The sequence below is a fragment of the Bacteroides pyogenes DSM 20611 = JCM 6294 genome, from assembly GCF_000428105.1.
Taxonomy (GTDB): domain Bacteria; phylum Bacteroidota; class Bacteroidia; order Bacteroidales; family Bacteroidaceae; genus Bacteroides; species Bacteroides pyogenes.
The window spans coordinates 1-22,544 of record NZ_ATZH01000003.1 but is presented as its reverse complement, the minus strand read 5'-3'; the positions used below and the strand labels follow the sequence as shown (position 1 = coordinate 22,544).

Below are 22,544 nucleotides of genomic sequence, written 5' to 3'. Positions count from 1 at the left end.
CTATGCATCCAACAACTTTTCCCAGCCGGCAGTACCAAACTTTACATAGTCGGCTATAAACTGTTCGGCGTCATCATCACTCAAATCATTGTGCCGTGCTATTTCTTCGAGCACGCTCACCCACCACCTTCCGGTTATCCGGACAAAGAGTTCCGAAACCTCGATATTGAGATGCGGGTACTTCTCTTTCATAAGTTGCATATATTCCACACCTATGCAAATATTCTCTTCAACGATTTCCTCCCTGAAGTTCTCGAACGAAGAGCCTCCTGCGCGGAAAAGCAACAGAAAGATAACATCCCTGTATTGCCTGACGAGCCTCATCATCGAAGCAATGACATGGTGCTGGTAGTCTCCCGACACAAAGACATCCAGAGAAACATACTCGCCGCTATGATGCTTCTTCAAAAAGGAGTTAAGGCTGCAAATGAACGGTTCTACCATCGCACGGAATATGTCGTCCTTACTGTGGAAGTAGGTGTATATATTGCTCAGGTTCACATCTGCTTTCCGGGCAATGCTACGCATGGAAGCCGCCTTGAAACCGCAGGCAATGAACTCTCCTTTCGCCGTTTCAAGAATCGCATTTTTCGTATTTTCCTTTATCACTTGCATGAGCGTAAACTCCGGTTTCTTATCCACTCACAAAGTTATGCCGTTCCGTCCGGATATAAAATACCTAAAAATGATGGTTTTAAAGCACACGCATACCCTCTTATGCTTATGCCGCGCAGTAACCTGCCAATTTGCCAAACCGGTACATTCATTACAAAAGATCTTTCTAAACACGAATGTTTTTAAGGCAGGAGGAGAGGAACTCTTTAAGATAGAAGCGAAGAGCAATTTGATGTATTGCCACCGTATAGCATGGAAAACAAAAGGCTCTTTTAAATAAAATCCCCCTGTTTTAGTCTTGCACCGTTACGGTTCAAGATTAAAACAAGGGGATCGCCATGTTTCAACTTATATTATAATAAGACCAACTCAGCTTTCCATTCCGAAACCACCAATTCGCTTCAGCACGATAGCGGGACGAGGCGATCAGAACAATATCTGGAAACGAGTCTGAAATGTATTCACCGATTGGTTGGCAAACCCGGCTCTGTCCGAAACATGAGTATAAGAATACCTGAGCCTCCAGATCATGTACTTATTGATGTAATAGTTCAGAGTGAGCGAAGCATCATTCTGACGCCCGCCGAATATTTCTGCCTTGTGATCGGACAAGTCGGTATAGTTATACCCGAGCACGCATTCCAACGAACCCGGAGCCGGAGTGGAAATTCCGCTGTCACTCTCCGAATACTTATAGTTTTTCCCAATCAAAAGTCCTCTCAACATGGCATACGCTCCGCTGGCTTTAAAATCCCGCTGTTCGTTCTTACGCTGCACATTCACATAGAAGTACTGCGCTTCCAAGCCGAGTCTTCCGTAAGCGGCACATACTTCCGGTGTAAACTTATATAGCCAGTCGGCATCGGATATCTTCGCTTCCTGTGCGGTGACTTTCGCAATTCTTGTCGGGAACTTAGACTTCAGCACGAAACTTTCGTGGTTCAATGCCTCGTCGTCGTTGTAACGCGGAGTCTCGAACGCTCCCGAAAGACCTACCTGAAAGATACTTCCGTCTTGGCGTAAAGGACGGTAAACCAGACGCGACATCATACCGTAACCTTGCTTTCCACTCTCATTGGTGGTTTTCTTCATCGCCTCGCCTTCGACATGAAAGCTCATTGTTCCGAAGAAATCGCCTTTGCTGTGCACAAACATAGCACCGATAAGACGCGAATTGAAGAAGGCTTCATTACTTGCCGGTTCTTCCATCGAGATTTTCATTGACGAACTGGTGGAACTCTGCAAGCCGTATTGGTGAACAAAGTAGCCTAAACGTACCAAATTATATTTCCCCAGCTGGCGTTCTACAAAAATATCCTTCATGCGCACTTTCCCGTAGGCATATCCTATATCTATTTTGGCTTTATACGCTCCGTAGCTTGCCTTCACTCCCACACGCATGTCGGGAATAGCCATACCATTTACCAAGTCTTCATTATCGGTGCTGAACACCCCTGCATCCATCAGAATTCTCCCCGACGGCTTTATCTCTATTTTATCCTGAGCCTTCACACTGCCACATACCAAAGCAAGCGTAAGCCCTATCATCACAAATCTATTCATAAGTATCAAAATTATTCTTGGGATTGATAGTAAAAAACTGTTTCGACTTTCTGCATCGAGGCTGTCTGGAAAGTCTGAAACAGTTTCTGGAAACAGCTTTTAAATCTTGTTTCAATTATTCTCGCTCGGCTTCACGGCACCGGCTTTTTCCAGTTGGGCAAACTCTTTCTTCGCCTTTTCCAATTGCTTCATGAAGGCTTCGTTGGCATGAAGACGTGCCACTACAGCACTTGCCACCAAACGGGCTGCGTCTACATCGCTCTGGAAGTGGTAACCGCAAATCACTCTGCTTTGCCCCATCTCATAGCCCCTTTCGAGGATTTCATTCTGACGCGCCGGATTGATTTCCGCCAGAACAAGGGCGGTGGCCCAACCGATAGCTGTATGTCCCGAAGGATACGAACCGTTGGTAGAAAGTTCTTGTTGCTGTTCGGGATTGCAAGTGTTTTCTTTAAAGAAGCTGAACGGACGCACACGCATGTAGTGTTCTTTGGCATGGCGTGTCGCCAAATCGCCGGCATCTTCTCTCATGTTGATAACGAGCTTATGTATTTCGGGCGTCTTTTCTTTGCTGATTTCTATGCCGAAAGCTTCAGAAAAAGCCATAGGCACACCGTTCCCGCCTACACGGGCATCTCTCACAGCCTGATCGCCGCGCGGAGTGTCTCTCAGCAATTTTCCCCAATCGTATTGGGCTTTGTCGTTCAAAAAAAGAATACTGTTGGCAGCAGGAGGAGGAGGAAGAAGTTTCAGGCTGTTCGCCACTTCGGAGATTTCGAGGAAGTACAAATCGGGATGAGTCCTTTTGTCCTTGATTTTGGTTTCTTGCGCGAATACGCTAACTGTAAACAGAGTACAAACGAGTACGAGTAACGAAAATTTTGCTTTCATAATAAACAAATTTTGCGGTTAATAAATAGTTTAGTTTTTAGTTTATCCCCGGCAATACGGATGCCCCACATCCGGACGGTTTCCCGTTCACCGGAACCGGCAGCAAAAGTATGTATTAATACTCCTGCAAAAAAGTTGCGTTTATTGATTTCACCCGTTCGGCCGGATGCAACATCGGGCAATTTGCGAAATCAAATATAACCCGATGCGCGGCAGGAAGAAAGCAAGAATCGTTTGTCTCCGTTCATAATGGAACAAACGTCAGTCGATCAATCCCAATATATAATAAACGAATCCCACAGCCGGATATTCCTCTTTCAGGTATTCCTTGAGTTCCTGCTCATTCGCCTTAATTTTGTTATTGACCAAGCGGCTGATTACAGGATTCAGGTTTCCGTACAATCCCAATATACCCGGAACATCAGTGCGCTTCACACGTGGATTGGCAATAAGCAACGCCAGCACTCTGGCCTGCTGATGGTCGTAACTGGAGAACCGGAGTATATCATTCAGGAGCACAGGGTCTGTAACGCTCAACACTTCGTACATGGACATGATGAGACGGTCCACCCGCCTTACCACTTCTTTCGCGCCGGAAGCTATCTCCACTTCCAGTTCCTTGTCGAACTTCTTATTCACCAACCGCTCGTTCGCGGCAATTATTCCCTCTCTTATATGCCGGTATTCACCGATGCCCGCCGCTATTTCCTCTTTGATCTCCAGCAGAGAAAGCCTGTCGTCCGCCTGCTTCAGCAATCGCAGCAAGCGGATGCGCTCATCGCGGCGGGTACACAAAAGTGCTTCATCGATCCGGACGCCCAACCCTTCGGATACTTTATCGGGTTGTGCGATCTCATCCAAGCGGCAACGCATCTGCTCCACATACCGGAGAATAAGCGCCAGTGCGTCGCCGGAGAAAACATGCCCGTAAGCGCGCTTCAATTTAAGGAATTCGTCATTTACTTTATCAAGGGGCATTTGCGCCGTCTTCTCTTTTAGAAGAAGGAACTCATTCCTCAAACCCTTATTTACGCCTTCCAATTCCAGACAGCCTTCCATATCTTCGGCATAGCGTGCGGATTCACGTTCCAAGCCGGTAAGCAGATTCATCCACTGCTCATTACCGGTTACAGCACTTTTTATCCGCTCGATATTGTTCGATTTCTCGGCTTCGGCCGCCTCTGCGAGCATGAATGGCTTGTCGAAAGCCTCCGTACCCGCTATCCATCCGGCTTGCTCTTTCAGTTTTTTCAGCAGGCACAATGTAGCCTCGCGGTTCCGGTTGATAATATCGTTCGTGAGCCGCGTAATAAGCGCATACGTTTTCTTGCGTTCAGGCGCGTCGGGGTCTATCGTTTCAATCTCGGCCCTCAGGCAAGCCACCTCCTCGCGCGACGCTTGGTCGGACAAGTCGTAGAGCAACTCCAGATCGTCCACCCGCGCCTTCAAAGCTTCCACCCGCCGCAGTATCTGCTTTTTCGTACTGCTCCTGCGCCGAAAGTAACCGCCCACAGCCAAAGCGATAATACCCAAAACAAGTATGGCTGTAATGACAACAAAACGCAAGTTGAAAGTGCTTCCGGGAGCGAACGCCACCCACCGGGGGATATCTTCGCGATCGATTCCGATGGTAAGCACACCGAGATCCGAACCGAGACAGAGCCATCCGTTAGAAACAAAAGCAGCAGCGGGATTAAAGCGTATATCGGTATAATATTTCCCCTTGTCGCAAATACGCCCGCCGCTGATGGAAAATTTCCGGATTCCGAATTCGGGTAATGCGTAGAACAACGTATCGTTGGCATACAGCAATCTGTTATACCCCCTCACCCGGAGGGTATCATCAGGGTTTTGCGAAAGAATATGATGATTGGTCAGAGTAATAAGAGCGGAGCGATAACCTTCGGTAGCGATCAGGTCTCTGATAAACGAGTTTTTTTCCGTACCGGGAACCGGCTTGAATGCCGTATCCGGACTTACATAAAATATGCCGTCGTTCAGTGTCGACAAGTATAAGAGGCCGGAATGCCTGGGAGCAAAGAAAGAAGTCACGTAGCGGTCTTTAAAAACGGAAACAGTATCTGCCTCGCCGTCCTCACCGACAATCACCAGACCGTCCTGCACTCCCAAGAGAAGTTCGTCGCCGTCTTTCTTTTTCTTGAGCCAAGAGGCGGTTATCTTGTCTTTGGAGCGATACACCGTAGCCGGCGAATGAAACAGACGGTTCTCCATCAGGTTTCCGGAGACTTTGAGCCGCTTCACCTCCTGGCGGGTGTTGCGATAATAAAGCCGATTCCCGGACATGTCCATCCAGACGATCTGTTTCTCTTTCGGAAAAGAACAAATCTGCGATGCCGAAAATTCACCTTTCCGCTGACGGTATAGCTCGTTGCCGGAAGTCAGGTAATAGAGAAAGTCGGCTTCCATACACGCCGCTTTCACGGAAATATCTCCATTAAAAATGCCCAGATGATGAGGAACCCTCCAAAGAGCGCGTTCGGTAAGCAGCAAGGTAAAATCTTTGTTAGGATCGGGCATTACCACATTCCGGCATCCGGCAGGAATTTTCCTGCGCAGCGGAATAAGAACGAACTTCTCGAGGTCATCGCTCAGCAGCAGATTATCGGTACCTGCCAGATAGTAGACGCCTCCTGCCCGATAGCAGAGCTTGGGAGCAAACTCCAGTTGTATTTCTTTCAACAATCCGCCATCGGTACGGTTCAGAAAGAGTGTGTTATCGGACAAGACGAAGAGGGTATCGTTGCAGACAGACACGTGGTCGACGAAACGGCCCGGATGAATCACACGCCCGGCGTGGCGTACCATATCGAACAGAAAAACTCCCTGCTCAGTGGAAGCAAACAAAATGCTGTCTTTATAGGGACACAGATTATTGACTACGAAAGACTTGTTATACAAACTGTCCCAAACGTCCTGAGAGGGGTAAAGCAGGCGAAGCGAATCCGGAGAGGCTTTCGGTGAAAGAACGTAGAGCCCCTGGCTGGTAGCCACATAAACCGAATCGCGTATCAAAGCTATGTCATAAGGCGAATATCTGTTTTTCTTCTGAGGAATAAAATAGGTCTTCAGATTCCGCCCCCCGTGCTCATCCATCTCCCATTTCTGCAAGCCGGAGTTTCTTACTCCTATCCAGCAGATCTCTTTGCGTGAGTCGTTTTTTTCAGATACAACCTTATAGATACGATCTTCTCCGATATCGTAAACGCGGCGTTCATCGCCTCTCAAACGCCAGAGAGCGCCCGTTTCACCGCCCACCCAGACTATACTGTCGGCTCCGGACGACAAAGAAGACAGCCGCTCGTCGAAGCAGTATTCCGTTTCGCCCAGCGTGTTTATCTTTTCAACCTTTTCACAACTCGCAGTTACGAAAACGCATACAAGGAAGATAATGACGTACGATATATTTGTTCTCATGCGGGATACTTTATGACTATTATTTTTAAACCGGTTCTTTACAATCGCTTGCAACGATATGACAAACTTACACAAAAATATTTATTTACGGACTCATCTTCACAAACAAATGTGCGCTCGCTTACAGCAGCCATATATACCCGGCACGGTGTATATATACTCTGTCTTTGCCTGAAAAAGGTAGAAGAGGTCAAGACCGAATACTGAGGCAAGAGATATGACGGTTTGGTCTATGTACTCACAGACGACAAGCGAAACAAGTCAGCACACCTATGCATGCTTCTAAGGCTTGCTATAATAGTATGTACAATAGAGGGTAAAGGTATCTTATGGAAAGGTGCCATTTCTGTTGAGCCATCTTGCTTCAATGACTTACATGTTTTAGTCATGAACCGAGTTTTTTCAGCAGAAGTGATCACCCCCCCACAACAGTTGTTCCTTTTCTATCTGTTGAAGCCATTTGCCTTATTCAAGCAACAGGCATTGTCAACCCATAGTAAGCAGCAATAGAAGTAAGGCATGCTGCGTCACAATCTGTTATGTCATGTTGCTTTATCTCGATTGTACTCATTTAATTCCAGAAAAAAGAAATTCATAAAGAAGAGGCGTGGCATTTATTGAAAAATGAACCGCAAATATAGAAATAAAAGGATGGTTACCTTGACGTAAATGATAGCCGGCAACAAGGAGAATACCTGGTATAAAGGCAAACATAATATACACTATTGAGTAAAAATGTTGTAGCGCAAAAAAAAGACCGGAAATAGCAATAATAAGCCATAATCGTTTCTGCAGAAAATGAATCTTACTCAATAAATGATACGGGAGAGCTTGAAAAAGCGCCGTTTCAATCAGCGGTGCTACGAGGATTACGATTGTATAATCGTAGATACTTTGAGGGGCCTCAAAGTTATATTGCGAAGATAGCTGTATACCGCTAATCCTAACTAATGCATCAAAAAAAACATTCCATAGGCACCCGATAAACCAAAAAATGCATACAAATAATGCTACTGGTGCATCAGCCAGCCATTTAAAAATCTTATTCATACATAGGATGTTTCCTACAAGTAACACTTGTAAATGACGCTATTATCTATATGTAACCCAATACCACAGAGATTCACCTCCATTACATTCAACAACTTCATTGAAAGTGAATTCTTCAATACCTTTCATCCTGGGAATTTCAGATAAATCTAATTTTGCCATAATATTCTTTACTTTTAATCTCACCGTAAAGCATTTTCTTCTTTATCTTTAATTCTATTTCTTAGAGAAAACACCAATGATTCCTCGAACAATATCAGGACCATCAGTAATTATCACATAGGCCAAAAGTCCTACGACTACAGCGATCAAAAAAGAGATGAAAGATGTCGTTTTTTTTCTTCCGCCCTTAGTGTTTTGGTTTCCTTCCTGCGTAGCCATCACTAATTCCTTTTCTAATATCTCCGAAATTATTTACGAAAGAAAACTATAAGTCCTACGACCAATCCCATAATGACTGGTGATACTTCTCTATTCACAGATTTAGCTTCTCCTTCTTCTAAGGGTTCCAAACCCGTCACATTTAATTGAAAATTTTTCATCAAGTTTATCTAATTAGTTAAACATAAAAGTGTTATTTAACGTTGCCAAAATACAAATAAAAACAGAAACAGCTAAACTTTCCGGAGTGTTTTTTTGTCTTTTTTATTCATCCAGTCTTTTCCTATGATATCATTAACTCATGAACAACCTAATTATCAGGCATAAGATAAATATAGTGAACCAAAATCAGGCAATCACAGGCAGCATGGTGGGCATATATAGTCATGTATGGTGAATATATATGGTCATGTATGGTGGATATATATGGCTACCACGCTGGGCATATATACTCACCATGGTGAATATATATAGAAATGGAAGGGGGTAAAAAACGAACGTGGAAAAGCTGGAAACGAACCTCCAAGGAAACCTATACGATAATGCCTCCTCCCAACAGCAAACCGTCTTTGTAGAATGCTGCCGCCTGCCCCGGAGCAATGGCAGCCAGCGGTTCGTGCAACTGCACATGCAGCAGATTGTCGGGAGTCACCGCCACCGTGCAATGATTTTCTTGCTTCCGGTAGCGGATTTTTACTATCACATCGTCGTGCCCCAACAGGCGGTCTGCACAGACCATGTTCCAGTCTTTGAGCAACATTTCCGTTTTTTCCAGCAACTGCAACGGGGCAAGCATCACTTCATTCTTTAGCGGAACGATCTCTTTCACAAACACGGCACGATTAAGATGAATACCCAATCCCCGCCGCTGCCCGACGGTATAGAAAGGATACCCCTCGTGCCAACCGATAAAATCGCCGTTTTCATCGATGAATTTCCCTCTCCCCACAACTTCGGCAAACGACTGCCCCTTATCGGCAAACCACCTTTTCAGAAAACTCCGGTAATCCATCGGGCAAAAGCAAACGCTCAGGCTATCCTTTTTCACCGAGACTTCATGGAATCCTTTGTCCGCCGCCTGAGCGCGCGCCTCTGCCTTGGTTATGTCGCCCATCGGCAGAAGCATTCTCCGGAGAATTTCCTGCGGAAGCCCCCACAAAAAGAAAGTCTGGTCTTTATCGCCATCGGCGGCGTATGTAATATAATAGGTGTCATCCATTTTCACCTTACGCGCATAATGTCCCGTAGCAATATGATACACTCCCATTTCATCGGCTATGCGGGCAAGCAACGGCCATTTCAGGAAGTTGTTGCACAGCGTGCAGGGGACAGGCGTGCGCCCCGCCATATACTCCCGCACGAAGTACTCCATAATCTGTTCGCGAAACAGCGTGCGGGCATCATACGTGATATGAGCGATTCCCAGCTTCTCCGACAATTCGCGCGCATCGTCCGAAGAGGCGGTGGAGCTGTCCATCTCGTAGAAACGAAAGGTGACTCCGGTTACCTCGTAACCGGCTTCAAGCAGACGCAAGGCGGCAACGGAACTGTCCGTACCCCCGCTCATTCCCAATAATACGCGTTTGTTCTCTTCCATCATGCCGCAAAATTACGTATTTTTCCGATGTGAACTTTCTGCAGAAGCTGTGATTTTCACGCTAAAGAAAGGATATGAATCAATATTTTTATTTAAGTTTGCAGATTAAAGAAAAATGAGAATGAAAGAATACGCACCTACCGAACAACTCGTAATCGTTCTTACAGAGCACCCTGTGTTCGGTCTGCTGCTGATTCCGTATACTTCCGAAAAAAGAGCCGACGGAACGGTTCTCCTTCTCGAACAGGCCTTTCATGCCTCTGCCGAAGCCATGTCCCGCATGAGCGGGATCGAGCGGCAAGCCATCACCATCGCTTCGCACTATACAGAGAAGTACCTGATGGAGGTCTACTCGCGGGAGAAAACAGTTTCCCGCTTCCTTCGCAAACTCTCCGGCGAACCGGAAAAGGTCAGGCGCTCCATCCGTCCGTTTATCGAGAAAAAGTTGCAGGAAATGCTGGCGCTCATACGCCGGTCGGACATACCGCTCTATCAAAAGCTTTCGGGCAGCAAGCAGTTGTACGCGCATCATCTCTACCGCATACACCCGGAAGATGTTGAAATCCGATTCTGCTTCCATCTGGACGAAGCCGTATTCTGCTACCGGCTTCAGTGCATCTACGAGGGAAAGGCTGTCTCCATACGCGAACAGAAACCGGCTGTGGTACTCACATCCTCTCCCGCTTCACTGCTGCTGGGCATGGAACTGTATTTTTTTCCTCATATCGAGAGCGCGCGGTTGCTGCCTTTCACCAAGAAAGAGACAATCTGCGCCGAGGCGACCCAAGCGGATAAATATATACAAAACATCCTTATCCCGACGGCACGCTACCACGAGATAGAAGTCGAAGGGCTGAAGTTCACGGAAGAGCCGTGCGACTGCGAAGCGCGGCTGACTGTGGAAGAAACCGTATACGAGGAGCCTCTTTTGCATTTGAGCTTTCACTACGGCGAGGAAACTTTCCTTCCCGGAAGCGACGCCGGACTGAAAAAGATCGTACGAAGAAAGAGTAGCGATGAAATCGTGTTTTTTCGCCGAGACGAAGCGAAAGAAGCGTGGCTTCAGGAGCAGCTCGCCGATGCCGGACTGCAACGTATCAGCGAAGCCCATTTCAGGCTGTCGCCCGATGCTCTCGAAAAGTCTGCGGAAGAATGGATCCGCAACCACCGGGAATTGCTGCAAAATCATTTTCGCTTGGCGGGCAATATGGGTAAAAGCCCTTATTGCCTCGATGAGATACGCATCGAGCAGGGAGTCGACGACACTCCCGACTGGTTCGAGCTGCGCATTACCGTAGTAATAGGAGATATTCGCCTCCCCTTTTCACGCTTCCGGAAGCATATCCTCGAGGAAAAGAGAGAGTTTCTTCTACCCGACGGGCGCATCATCCTTCTACCGGAAGAGTGGTTCAGCAAATACGCGAATGCGCTGGAGATGGGGATACAGACCGAAACGGGAATCCGCCTGAAGCGTTCGTTCGCAGGTGTTGTGCAATCGGCATTGGAAAGCGAAGGAACGAGACAAGCGCCCGTGCTCAGACAGCTTGAAGAAATACCTGCCCCCGCATCACTCGACGCACGGCTCCGTCCGTATCAGCAGAAAGGCTTTTCGTGGCTGGTGCATCTGTACGAACAGGGATTCGGCGGTTGTCTGGCAGATGATATGGGCCTGGGGAAAACTTTACAGACATTGGCTCTGCTCCAATACATCTATCAGCCCTCCACCCAGGCGGAAAGCGATACGGCAGAGATGTGCGCGCCACCCGTCGAGCCGGTCAAAGTGCCGGAAGCGGATGAAAACGGGCAGTTTCTACTGTTTTCTTTCGACACGGAGGAAGATTGGCTTCCCGCCGCTCAAGAAATCAGAGAAAAGGAATCACCAAAGGCTGACTATTCCCCTCGGCAAAGGAAGACTGCCCGAAAACCTGCCACGCTGGTCGTCGTACCTACCTCCTTACTACACAATTGGCGGAGGGAAGCCAAACGCTTCACAAGACTTTCCGTAGGCGAATACAACGGATCGACCGTCATCTCCCGCAAACATCCCGAACGGTTCTTCGGACGCTACCAGCTCGTTCTCACAACCTATGGAATGATGCGGAACAACATCGACCTGCTCTGTTCGTATTGCTTCGAGTACGTAGTGCTCGACGAAAGCCAGCACATCAAGAACAGCGATTCGCTCACTTTCCAGGCGGCCATCCGGCTGGAATGCAAGCACCGTCTGGTACTGACGGGTACGCCGATTGAAAACTCCCTCAAAGACCTATGGGCTCAATTCCGCTTTCTACAACCCGACCTACTCGGAGAAGAAAGCGTTTTCCAGAAGCGGTTCATCGCTCCCGTCAAGCAAGGGAACCGTCTCATGGAAGCCAGGCTGCAACAACTCATTGCTCCCTTTATTCTCCGCCGCAGCAAACGCGAAGTAGCGCCTGAGCTGCCTGCGCTCACCGAAGAAACCATCTATTGCGACATGAGCGAGAAGCAGAAAGAATATTACGAACAGGAAAAGAACAGTCTGCGGAACATACTGCTTCAACAACCGCATGCGACGGGGAGGACACACACGTTCAGCATACTGAACGGCATCCTACGCCTGCGACAGTTGGCTTGCCATCCGCGGCTCATCATCCCCGGATTCAACGGATATTCGGGAAAGGCGGAACAAATCATCGACACTTTCGGCACGTTGAGAAGCGAAGGACATAAGGTGTTGATCTTCTCCTCGTTTGTCAGCCACCTGGAGATACTTGCCGATGTGTTTCGCGAGCGAGGATGGAAGTATGCCTTACTGACAGGAGCGACAAACGACCGACCGAAAGAAATAGCCCATTTCACCGAACAAGAAGATGTGCAGGCTTTCCTTATCTCGTTGAAAGCCGGAGGAGTAGGTCTCAACCTCACACAAGCCGATTATGTCTTTATCATCGACCCGTGGTGGAACCCCGCCGCAGAGTCGCAAGCCATTGCCCGCGCCCACCGCATCGGGCAGGAGAAACAGGTCATCGCTTACCGGTTCATCACACAGGGCAGCATTGAAGAGAAAATTCTTCATCTGCAAGAAAGCAAACGAAAACTGGCGGAGACTTTCATTACCGATAGCGGCACCCTGCCCGAACTGACCAACGAAGAGTGGGCAGAACTGCTGAAGTAATTGCCTGAAAATGCGGTCGAACAATTTTGCATATCGCGCAAGCTTACCGCTTAGCCATAAGGACGGGCTATCATTACTCTTATCGGAGCGACCGGAAGTTATTCCCCTATGAAACAAAAATCTTCAGAAATGTATAATTTCACTGTATTCCCGGATTTTTTTATCCACATACTCTGAATGATTGCCCCTATCTTTGCCGATGCGAATTCAAATTAACCGAAATTACAAACGTATGAAAAGCAAAAGTATTACCTATCTACTGCTATGGAGCATTTGCAGTTTGTTTGTTTTCATGCAATCGTGCCAGGAAACAGACGATTTAAAAACCGATATCAACCGGCTTAAAGACCGCGTAGCTGCCTTAGAGAAAGCGACAGAGGGAATGAACACCTCCTTTGCAAGCCTGCAAGCTTTGATACAAGCCAACAAAACCATTATCGGAGTTACCCCTACCAAAGACGGCAAGGGATACTCGGTAGAACTGAGCGACGGCACCACCGTCCGGGTGATGAACAGTGAAAGCGTTGCAGCCTCTGTTCCCGTCTTTTCGGTAGACGACGAAGGATATTGGATGTATAAGACTGCTTCGGAAACTGATTTCCGGTACTTACCCGGGCCTGATGGAGAAGAAAAGATATCGGCCATCCCACGTACGGAAGCCGGCACCCCCATCCTCACCCCTCAACTGAATGTCAGCAGCACCGGCTATTGGCAAGTGAGCTACGATGGCGGAACAACGTTTACCACCCTGAAAGACGCCGACGGGCAAGACATCAAAGCCGAAGGAGGCAAGCAAGGCGGAACAACGGTTTTCAGTAAAGTTGTATACGATGAAGAAAAGAAAACACTCTCTTTTACCTTGGCGGGGACGGATCCGGAGCAAAGCTATACGTTTCCGGTAGACGACAGTTTCGGTCTCGTCATCGAGGGCTGGAACCCGGACAAAATAGAGGAATTTGCCGAGAGCGAACCATTTAAAGAATATAACGTGCGGCAGACAGATATCAAAGAAGCTATGATACAGCCGCTTCCCGGATGGAATGTAAGACTAACGGAAGAGAAGCTTATCGTCACTCCGCTACCCGATGTAACAAAAAATAAAGAGGAGACAATCAAAATCGTACTGACCTCTTCGAAAAACTATATACGTATCGTTTCCATGAGCGTGAAAGTATTGCCTTCGGGTGTCGAAACACCGGCATGGAAGCAATTCAAAGAGAAAAGCGATGAAAATGTATTGCTCGATTTCTCTTACGCGGGATACATGCACGGCGAATCAGCTCCCGCCGAAATGGACGAATGGATAGCGAAAGGATATAAAGTATACGATGTGACGAAATACGGCGCCATACCTAACGACGGACAACCCGACCGGGAAGCTTTTATGAAAGTACTTGCCGAGATTGCAGGGAAACCGGAGAATATAAAAAAAGAGGATAACGGCATGACCGACCGCTACATCAGGCCCTCTGCAAAAGCCGTTATCTACTTCCCCGAAGGAAACTATATCCTCCAAAACGAAGCATCCAAAGACCGCAGAATACGTATATCAATGGGCGACATCGTACTCAAAGGAGCCGGAAGGAACAAAACCACGCTGGAAATGACAGTTGCCAACAATTCTCCTGAACCGGTCACCCAAATGTGGAACGCTCCGGTAATGATGGAGTTCAAACACAATACGGGATTAGGAGAGCCTATCGCGAACATTACCGAAGACGCGCCTGTCGGCAGCAAAACCGTAGCAGCTACCGCCCTTGGAATAAAATCGGGAGACTGGGTATGCCTGGTGCTTGTAAACAACAACGAAACCGTGATCAACCAAGCGTTAAGCCCCTACAAATGGCAGGACATCAAGGTATTGCCGGGTGCAGGAGAGTTGAATATCAAATCAAAGGGCGTACAGGTATACGAATATCATCAGGTGGAAAAAGCCGATGCCGGCAAAATCACGTTCAAAGAGCCCATCATGCACGCCATCAACAAAGACTGGGGCTGGAAGCTGCATAAATTCGCCAACTATTCCAACGTCGGTGTAGAAGACCTTACATTCAAGGGACATGCCAAGGAAAAATTCATTCATCACGGTTCCGACGTAGACGACGGAGGCTTCAAGCTGATAGACTTCGTTCGGCTTACCCATTCATGGATACGTCGTGTAAATTTCGAAAGCGTCAGCGAGGCTATGTCTATCACCAGCTCTGCCAACTGCTCGGCATACGATATACAGATCGGAGGAAATCGAGGGCATTCGTCCATCCGCTCGCAAGCCTCATCGCGCGTCTTTATCGGGAAAGTGGTGGAAAACAGCGACGGATATACATTAAGAAAGGGTCAAGGGGAATCTACTCTTATTGAATACAAGAATAATGTCGGACAATATCATGCCTGCGGTGTATCCAAACAAAGCATGGGAGCGGTGATATGGAACGTGAAATGGGGAGACGATTCCTGCTTCGAGTCGCACGCCACACAACCGCGAGCCACATTGATAGACTGTTGTTCGGGCGGATTCATGCATTGGCGGCAAGGAGGAGATTCGGCACAGATGCCGAACCATTTGGAAAATCTTACCATTTGGAATTTTAACGCTACTAATGTACAAACCGATCCGGACATTGACAAAGACGGAAAATTCACATGGTGGGATAGCGACGGCTATTGGTGGAAATTCGTACGTCCTATTGTAGTCGGATTTCATGGAAGTCCGCTTTCGTTTGACGACACCCAAATGAAGCGTAACGAATCGCCCGGCAAAGCCGTACATCCTTATTCGCTATACGAAGCTCAACTCCGTTTGCGCTTAGGATATGTACCCGCATGGCTGAATGCACTGAAATAAAAACCTAAAAATAATAGAATCATGAAAAAAATCGGAAGTATACTTATGCTGTTGGCCTTGTGCCTGATAAGCTGTAACAACACGGACGACCTGCAAGACGATGTAGACGCCCTGAAAATACGTGTGACTGCTCTCGAATCTCAAATACGAGACATCAATAAGAACATAGAAAGCGTAAGCGAACTTGTGCAAAACGGAATATTCATTACCCGGATAGAAGAACAGGCGGATGCTTACGCGCTGACGCTGAACAACGGCAAAACACTCAGTCTTTATATGAAAAACGACAAGAACCTGCTTTGTCCGCTCATTGGAATCGATAAAGACGGATATTGGACTGTTTGCTACGATACCGAAGCCGGATTCAAACAGCTTTTAGTCGACGGAGAACCAGTAAAAGCCAAAGGAGAAGACGGGAAGACACCGGAATTTACTGTGGATGCGGATGGATTCTGGAAAATCAGATACGGGAAAGAAGAAGAATTCCGGTTTGTATATAAAGAAGGAACGACGGAGAAAGTAAGCGCCACAGGCGGAGGTTCCGCTGCCACCGACAGTTTCTTCGAGAAAGTCGAAGTAGCAGACAATGAGCTGGTGCTTACTCTCAAAGGGAACGAAAGCCATACTGTTATCCGAATTCCCATTGTCAGCGAATTCGAACTCAGCTTTGCCGGCGAAGTCGGGAATACCGTTCAGGAGTTTGCTGCCGGCGAAACCCGCATGTTCGAAATGACCTTGCGCGGTGTGGAAAGCACAATGATCAGTGCGCCCGAAGGATGGACTGCTGTCCTGAATGACGCCAAACTGACCGTGACAGCCCCTGCGACAAGCAAAGCAGTAACGCGTGCCACTGCCGACAATAGCAATGAAATAGCCATTCTTGCCACTCACGGAAAGTATGCAATGATCGCCAAAATGCAAGTGAAAGTCAATGCCGAGTCTGAAGATTACAAAAGCATGTTCGAGAGCGGAAAACTCAAGATAGGCGAAGAGACCATCAATCCTGAGGATTATACTGCGCAAATCCTTGACGGACAGTCGGGAACTGACTTATCAGCCCTTCTTGGCGCTTCGGAGGCCACCATTGTTTTCTTAACCGGCTCTACGGAATTTACCATAAAAAGCACAACTGCTGTCACCAAACCTATTATTATAATCGGACAAGACCCGAAACAGAAGCAGAACATTGCATTCGATGAAGCGGCATTCCTTACGCTGAAAAGCGGCAAGCTGATGTTTAAAAACGTCAACATCAAAGCAAGGGCTGCCAACTATCTATTCAACAGTCCGGCCACCGGAGATGCTTTGTTTACTGATTTGACGATTGAAGACTGTAAAATGACCAACCTTACCAAAGCGATGTATTATGTCGGCAAAACCACAGTCGGAATAGAGAAAATTACACTGAAAAATTCGCTCTTCGAATTCGTGAATACGGGCAACATACCATTCTTCAACATCAGCGGAACACTAACCCCGAGCCTGTTTAAAAAACTGGATATGGAGAACAACATTGTTTACCACAAAACCGGCGTCGCATCTATACAGTTGTTCAACTGGAATACAAAAACTACGACCGACGATACGGGTAACATGACCGTACATATCAAAAACAACAGTTTTATCAATGTTAAAGGGTCGAATGTGTTTGTAAAGACTAACAAAGCGGCGGTGAATTACGAAAAGAATATTTTCTGTATCGCTACGGAAAGTACTTTGACCTCCTACCTATACGAGCTGAAGGACAACGCTTCTACAGCAACAGCTACAGACAATATCGTATATGATACCAAAACAAATTGGAACTATGCCAATACGGATGTAGCCAAACCGGAGAACAACATCATGGATAAGGTGGAAAACATACCTTTCACTGAAATCAATACTGCGGATGGCATTTTCACCAAAGATCCCATGTACGCAGACAAAGGATCAAATCTTAACAAATAACATATTTTATCAATAACCATTTAAAACACAGTATTATGAGAAAGAATCTATTCTTTTGGGCTATAGCGCTGACTTCTTCGCTCTTCATAGCAGGATGTTCCGATGAAGAAGCGCAAGGAGAAAGCGCACAAAACGAGAAAGTCTACTTTCTGATGTCGCCCCGTTCGCTCACCCGCACTTCGACGGGAGAAGACTATGAAACGACATTTGTCACGGGAGATGCCGTCGGGATTTTCGCTTACGAGCGAATGAGCGACGGAAGTGAAGGTAAGATGGTGGTGAGCAATACCAAATATACGCTCGGCACTGACGGCACTTGGCAGGCTGCCGAAGGGCACATGCCGGTCTATGCAGATGCAAAAAGAAGCATCAATTATTATGCATACTATCCCTACAGCGAGCAAGCAACCAATCCGGAAGCTATTAACCTGACAATCATCTCAGACCAGTCTGCCGGCGATGCAGCCAACTATAACATCAGCGATGCGTTGGCCGCCCAAAACACAACCACCGGAAAAGGCGCTAAAGTGGTGAAGCTTGCTTTTAAGCACATCTTCTCACTGGTACAGGTAAACATCGACGGAATGGATGCCACTAAAGACGCTGCTATAACATTGCAGAACATTCATTCTTCAGCAACTCTCAACGTTAAAAGCGGTGAAGCCACAACTAATACCACAGAACCAAAGAGTGAAGTGAAAATGTATGCCTTACCGAGCAATCAGCACGAAGATACTGTTCGCTACGCTTACCGTGCCGTTGTGCCCGCTCAAACTATAAAAAAAGGTGACGTGTTGCTGACAGTAGCGTCGAATGATAAAACTTTCCAGCTCAAATATTCGGCAGATGTACCTTACGAATTCGCCAAGCTACGCGTTATCAATGCTCAGTTAGGGGAATCCGGAAAATCCAACCTGGATATACCCCAATCGGATGTTACCATAGAAAAATGGGGAGTTAGCGACGCTGTAGAAGGAGAAGGAACTGTTGAAGAAACTTCTTCCGTAAACCCCGAAGAGCCTCCCACACCGCCTGAAACCGTAACAAGTTTCAGCCCTGAATTTACGCTGGAAACCGCTTTTCAGTCTGCCGGTATTTTTACAAAGCAAAAAATAACAGGCGATACCGAATTCTGGTTCCACAGAGAAAACGTGACGCCCGCTACAACGGTCAGCATCGTTTCCGAAGCGGAAGGTCCGGCCATTCAATTACAGACAGAGGGTGTTAAAGGTTCTTGGAACAACTCCAATATTGGCTATCATTGTACAAAACTGTTCGAAAGAGCTTTTTACACATTGAGCTTCAAAGTGAAATCGTCCATAGCCGAGGGCATTGTCGGTCTGGGAGTATCTGCCGCAGGAGACGACAAATTCTTCCAAATGTGCAAGCCCGATTGGAATGATTGGAACAGAACTGTAACCACTTATGGAAGTATTGGAGGGAATTGGATTGAAAAGAAAGTCAACCTGAATTTCACACAAGCCTTGAATGAAGGAAAATCTTCAGGAGTAACAGAATATAACACTACAACCGATGAAGACGTAAAAGGCATAAATATCTATTTCTACAATTATGCTCTTAACAATCAATTGTTTATTAAAGACATAAAAATAGAAAAGAGGCAATAGCAAGTAAATAGTTTTAAAAGAAAGAGCCATATTCAATCTCAAATTGAGAGCCGATATGGCTCTTTTTATGATTGCCACCATCTCTTTTTTCCTTATCTTTGCCCGCTAAAAAAACAGAATCGTATGAAGTACAGAATGATCGTGCTCGACCTCGACGGCACACTGACCAACTCTCGAAAAGAAATCACACCGCGCAACCGGGAAACACTGATGCGCATACAGAAGCAAGGCATACGGCTGGCATTGGCATCGGGACGCCCGACATACGGCATCAAGCCTTTGGCCGACGAACTGAGCATGAGAGAGCATGGAGGCTTCATCCTGTCTTACAACGGAGGAGAGATTATTGATTGGGCAACCGGTGAACTCATCCATGCCAAATTGCTCCCCAACGATGTAATTCCCATTCTCTACCAATCTGCACGAGCGCACGGACTCAGCATATTGGGTTATCATGGCAATCACGTGCTCACGGAACATCCCGACGACGAATATGTGAAGAAAGAGGCTTGGCTCAACAAGATGCCGATACGCGCAACCGCCAATTTTCTTGCCGACCTCCCCTTGCCCACTCCCAAATGCCTGATTGTAGGCGATCCGAAGAAACTCATCAGCGTCGAGTCCGAACTTAGTGTGCAGTTGCAAGGAGAAATCAACGTATTTCGTTCCGAACCTTATTTCCTCGAGCTGGTACCGCAAGGCATCGACAAAGCCCGTTCTCTCGCAGTATTGTTGGAAAAGATTGGGATGACACGCGAAGAGCTGATTGCGATAGGCGACGGATACAACGATTTGTCGATGATTCAGTTCGCCGGAATGGGCATTGCCATGGGAAACGCCCAAGAACCGGTGAAGAAAGCGGCAGACTACATCACGCTGACCAACGATGAGGACGGAGTATCCGCAGCCATCGAGAAGTTCTGTCTCCTGTAAACTCCTCGCAAACAAAGACCTCCGGATGGATACTGTCAGGGAATAGTTTTTTCATTTGACATCCCAAGCATTTTCATTCATCGCTTAGTCTGTAATTTCGCGATACACTTCTTTGGCTACATCTGTTGGGTTACCTTCTGCTGCGGCTGAATAAACATTACGTTGCTTGGTCCAATGCTCTTCCAACGCATAGAAGTCAATCTCTTTCGGCGTGTTGCCGTTCAGCCTGCTGTTCAACTCGTCAAAAAAGGTTTTCCACCGCATATAGTAGAAATCTTGCAATAATCCGTTCCATTCCTTGTGGGCATAATCGTGCAGCCCGCCATCATCCGCAGCAGCCCGATTGCCCCAAGTAGTGATTTGCACACGTGCATTCCATTCATACAAATCTTTTTGCGCATCCGTTTCACCCATGTTCCGGGCAAAATTTATCCAAGTGCCCAGTCTGAACTCCCTGCGTGTGGCCAATAGCTTGTCTTGCAGCCTTATCAGGTTCAAGAATCGTTCGGAAGCGGCTTCAAACAATTTTTTGTCGGCAGCCTTGTAAGCGCTTACCACAACAGGGTAAATCAACCTTCCCTTTTCGGCAACAGCTTGGCGAACCACATCCACCAGGTCATATTCAAAGTTGTTGTTTCCACGGAACTCATCCGCCGCATCAACCAACTTGCCGGCTGTACGGATAATATCCATCGGCGCATAGAAGTCTGCCATCTCCGACCATGTGGAAACCTGATACACCTCCAACGACGGACGGGCGCAGAATACCGATTCATGCGCTCCTTGCTGGGTAGAAGATGCGGGACTGTTGTAAATGGTATTGCTCAACTCCAGCCAAGCCTCATCCACCTGCGGCGTCGTTTTGCCGTAACGCGCCTTGATGTACTCTTTCAACCACTCGTCTTTAGAAAAAAGTTTCCCGCGCCAGGGAAGTTCGCACAGCAATTCATACATCACGGGATTATTCTCAGAACCTTCCATGGTAAGCCCCACGCCTTTCAGCGTACTGTTGAATCCACTCCCTTTTGCTCGGTAAAATTCATCGATCACATGTTTCATCTTACCATACAACCCAACGTTTCCACCGAAGTTCAGCAACATGCAGTATATCCAGTCGTGTTGCCTGAAACCTTGCCTCCGATACCATGAAGAATTCGGATTCCCCCATTGCGGACGGCTTTCCGAGTAAAGATCGAGTACAATCATATCGCCGGCAGGCAGATTCTTTATCATATCGTCATACGGACAGGCACCCCATGCCTGAACTACCCAAGCAGCCTTGGGATTGACTTCTTTCATCGCTTCCCAAATACTCTTTCCGGCAGCTTCGAGATCTACCCCACTTGCATTCCCGCCTTCATGAAAAGGATCCATACTGTAATAGTTTGCCTTTCCGTAAAGCCTGGTCATCTCCTTGTAGTAAAGACGGGCAATGCGCCGGAAATTCTCATCGGAAGGTTGCAAAAAGGCCGGTCTGCGATAGCCGTTCCATTTTCCCGGATCGGCGACATTAAGTCCGAGTTTCTCTTTCGCATTGGCAGGCACCATACCCGAATATCCGGGCAGTACGGGTTCGATGCCATATTCGCGCATACGCTTCAGAATACGTTTCTGCAACTGTTCCTGATGGCTGTACCATTGTTCAGGATTCGGTCCGCCCCAGCCTTCAAGATTATTCATCAACCACCAAGCCTGAAAAGCCGGTCCTGCTACGAACTCATTAATCTCCTCTTTGCTATAACCTAATTGAGACAGCACATTGCGCCATACGCTACCGGTACCCACAATACTCAGCGGCAAGTTAATACCATGAAGCGCCATCCAGTCGATTTCTTGTTCCCATCGGTCCCAATCCCAGAAAGCCATGGTATACGAATACGTGCAATAATTAAAGTTATATCTGTATTTCAAATCCGTGTCGTACCGCTCTTTTTTCAGCACCGGAGGAAGTTGCTCAGGCAGTTTTGCGCGCATGTTGTTCCAAGACAAGTGAATCCCTGCATAATATTTCAGATACCGGTTGATACCTGTGGCAATGCTGATATAGTTGTTTCCACGAACAACGACTTTATTCCCCCGCTGATCGAGTTCAAAGAAGTCCTTGTCCGATTTCACTTGCTCGATGACAAACCTCTGCGACGCTCCTTTATCAATACGCTCCAATAAACCTTTAATAGGCGGCGCTGCATACATTTGAGAAGCTATAAACAATAGAAAAAAAAGAATTTGTTTCCTCATAGTTGCACTAGACATTATATCGAATAAGAACGGAGGTGTGTCGTAATGCACGATGCACTTCCTTTTTTGTTCATCGCTATACAAATCGGTTCATTATCTTTAAGCTGCGATATTTTGAAGATTTCTTTGATTTATGTGTTTCCAGCACTTAAATAAAGCGGCAGTAAGCTCATAAAACAGCCTAATTAGCCAATCCATGCCTTCTTTTGTCATTTTTGCACACATCTTTTTTATATTGAAGGCAATGGCCAGGAAGGAAAAGTCCAT

13 protein-coding genes are annotated in these 22,544 nt (G+C 47.0%); 5 read left to right on the top strand and 8 right to left on the bottom strand.

From position 1 onward, the window contains the following. From C234_RS0100080 to mnmA, 7 genes are all read right to left on the bottom strand, one after another. Entirely contained in the window at positions 1-642 is a 642-nt protein-coding gene (locus C234_RS0100080) for a TetR/AcrR family transcriptional regulator (protein ID WP_148295128.1), read from the bottom strand. A 399-nt stretch (positions 643-1,041) separates the two neighbouring features. Next, entirely contained in the window at positions 1,042-2,178 is a 1,137-nt protein-coding gene (locus tag C234_RS0100070; RefSeq protein ID WP_027324076.1) for a porin, read from the bottom strand. Positions 2,179-2,289: 111 nt separating this feature from the next. After that, positions 2,290-3,069: an acid phosphatase gene (locus C234_RS0100065; RefSeq protein WP_027324075.1), complete on the bottom strand. Its 780-nt coding sequence runs from the start codon at positions 3,067-3,069 to the stop codon at positions 2,290-2,292. A gap of 261 nt (positions 3,070-3,330) precedes the next feature. Continuing rightward, a complete protein-coding gene (locus C234_RS0100060) occupies positions 3,331-6,504 on the bottom strand; it encodes a hypothetical protein (RefSeq protein ID WP_027324074.1) in 3,174 nt (1,057 codons plus the stop codon). Between the two features lie 567 nt (positions 6,505-7,071). Beyond that, positions 7,072-7,554 carry a CPBP family glutamic-type intramembrane protease gene (locus C234_RS15585; protein ID WP_034536611.1) on the bottom strand — a complete coding sequence of 161 codons (483 nt, stop codon included), beginning with the start codon at positions 7,552-7,554 and terminating at the stop codon, positions 7,072-7,074. A 216-nt stretch (positions 7,555-7,770) separates the two neighbouring features. After that, positions 7,771-7,935, bottom strand: a complete 165-nt coding sequence (locus C234_RS17855; protein WP_148295127.1) for a DUF2644 domain-containing protein — start codon at positions 7,933-7,935, stop codon at positions 7,771-7,773. A 532-nt stretch (positions 7,936-8,467) separates the two neighbouring features. Beyond that, a complete protein-coding gene (gene mnmA, locus C234_RS0100040; RefSeq protein WP_027324072.1) occupies positions 8,468-9,535 on the bottom strand; it encodes a tRNA 2-thiouridine(34) synthase MnmA in 1,068 nt (355 codons plus the stop codon). A 118-nt stretch (positions 9,536-9,653) separates the two neighbouring features. Here mnmA and C234_RS0100035 point away from each other — a divergent pair, with 118 nt between their 5' ends. The 5 genes from C234_RS0100035 (at position 9,654) to C234_RS0100015 (ending at position 20,039) form a co-directional block, all read left to right on the top strand. Further along, positions 9,654-12,686: a DEAD/DEAH box helicase gene (locus C234_RS0100035; RefSeq protein ID WP_027324071.1), complete on the top strand. Its 3,033-nt coding sequence runs from the start codon at positions 9,654-9,656 to the stop codon at positions 12,684-12,686. 232 nt (positions 12,687-12,918) lie between these two features. Beyond that, positions 12,919-15,528 (top strand): DUF4955 domain-containing protein, encoded by a 2,610-nt coding sequence (locus tag C234_RS0100030; RefSeq protein WP_027324070.1) that lies wholly within the window; start codon positions 12,919-12,921, stop codon positions 15,526-15,528. 21 nt (positions 15,529-15,549) lie between these two features. Beyond that, the gene (locus tag C234_RS0100025) at positions 15,550-17,478 is read left to right on the top strand and encodes a PL29 family lyase N-terminal domain-containing protein (protein ID WP_027324069.1); all 1,929 of its coding nucleotides are present in this window, start codon (positions 15,550-15,552) and stop codon (positions 17,476-17,478) included. A gap of 35 nt (positions 17,479-17,513) precedes the next feature. Then, positions 17,514-19,106 carry a fimbrillin family protein gene (locus tag C234_RS0100020; RefSeq protein WP_027324068.1) on the top strand — a complete coding sequence of 531 codons (1,593 nt, stop codon included), beginning with the start codon at positions 17,514-17,516 and terminating at the stop codon, positions 19,104-19,106. 123 nt (positions 19,107-19,229) lie between these two features. After that, entirely contained in the window at positions 19,230-20,039 is an 810-nt protein-coding gene (locus C234_RS0100015; RefSeq protein ID WP_027324067.1) for a Cof-type HAD-IIB family hydrolase, read from the top strand. An 84-nt stretch (positions 20,040-20,123) separates the two neighbouring features. Here C234_RS0100015 and C234_RS0100010 read toward each other — a convergent pair whose 3' ends face one another. Beyond that, on the bottom strand, positions 20,124-22,277 hold the full coding sequence (locus C234_RS0100010) for an alpha-N-acetylglucosaminidase (RefSeq protein ID WP_027324066.1): 2,154 nt from the start codon (positions 22,275-22,277) through the stop codon (positions 20,124-20,126). Positions 22,278-22,544 lie beyond the last annotated feature (267 nt).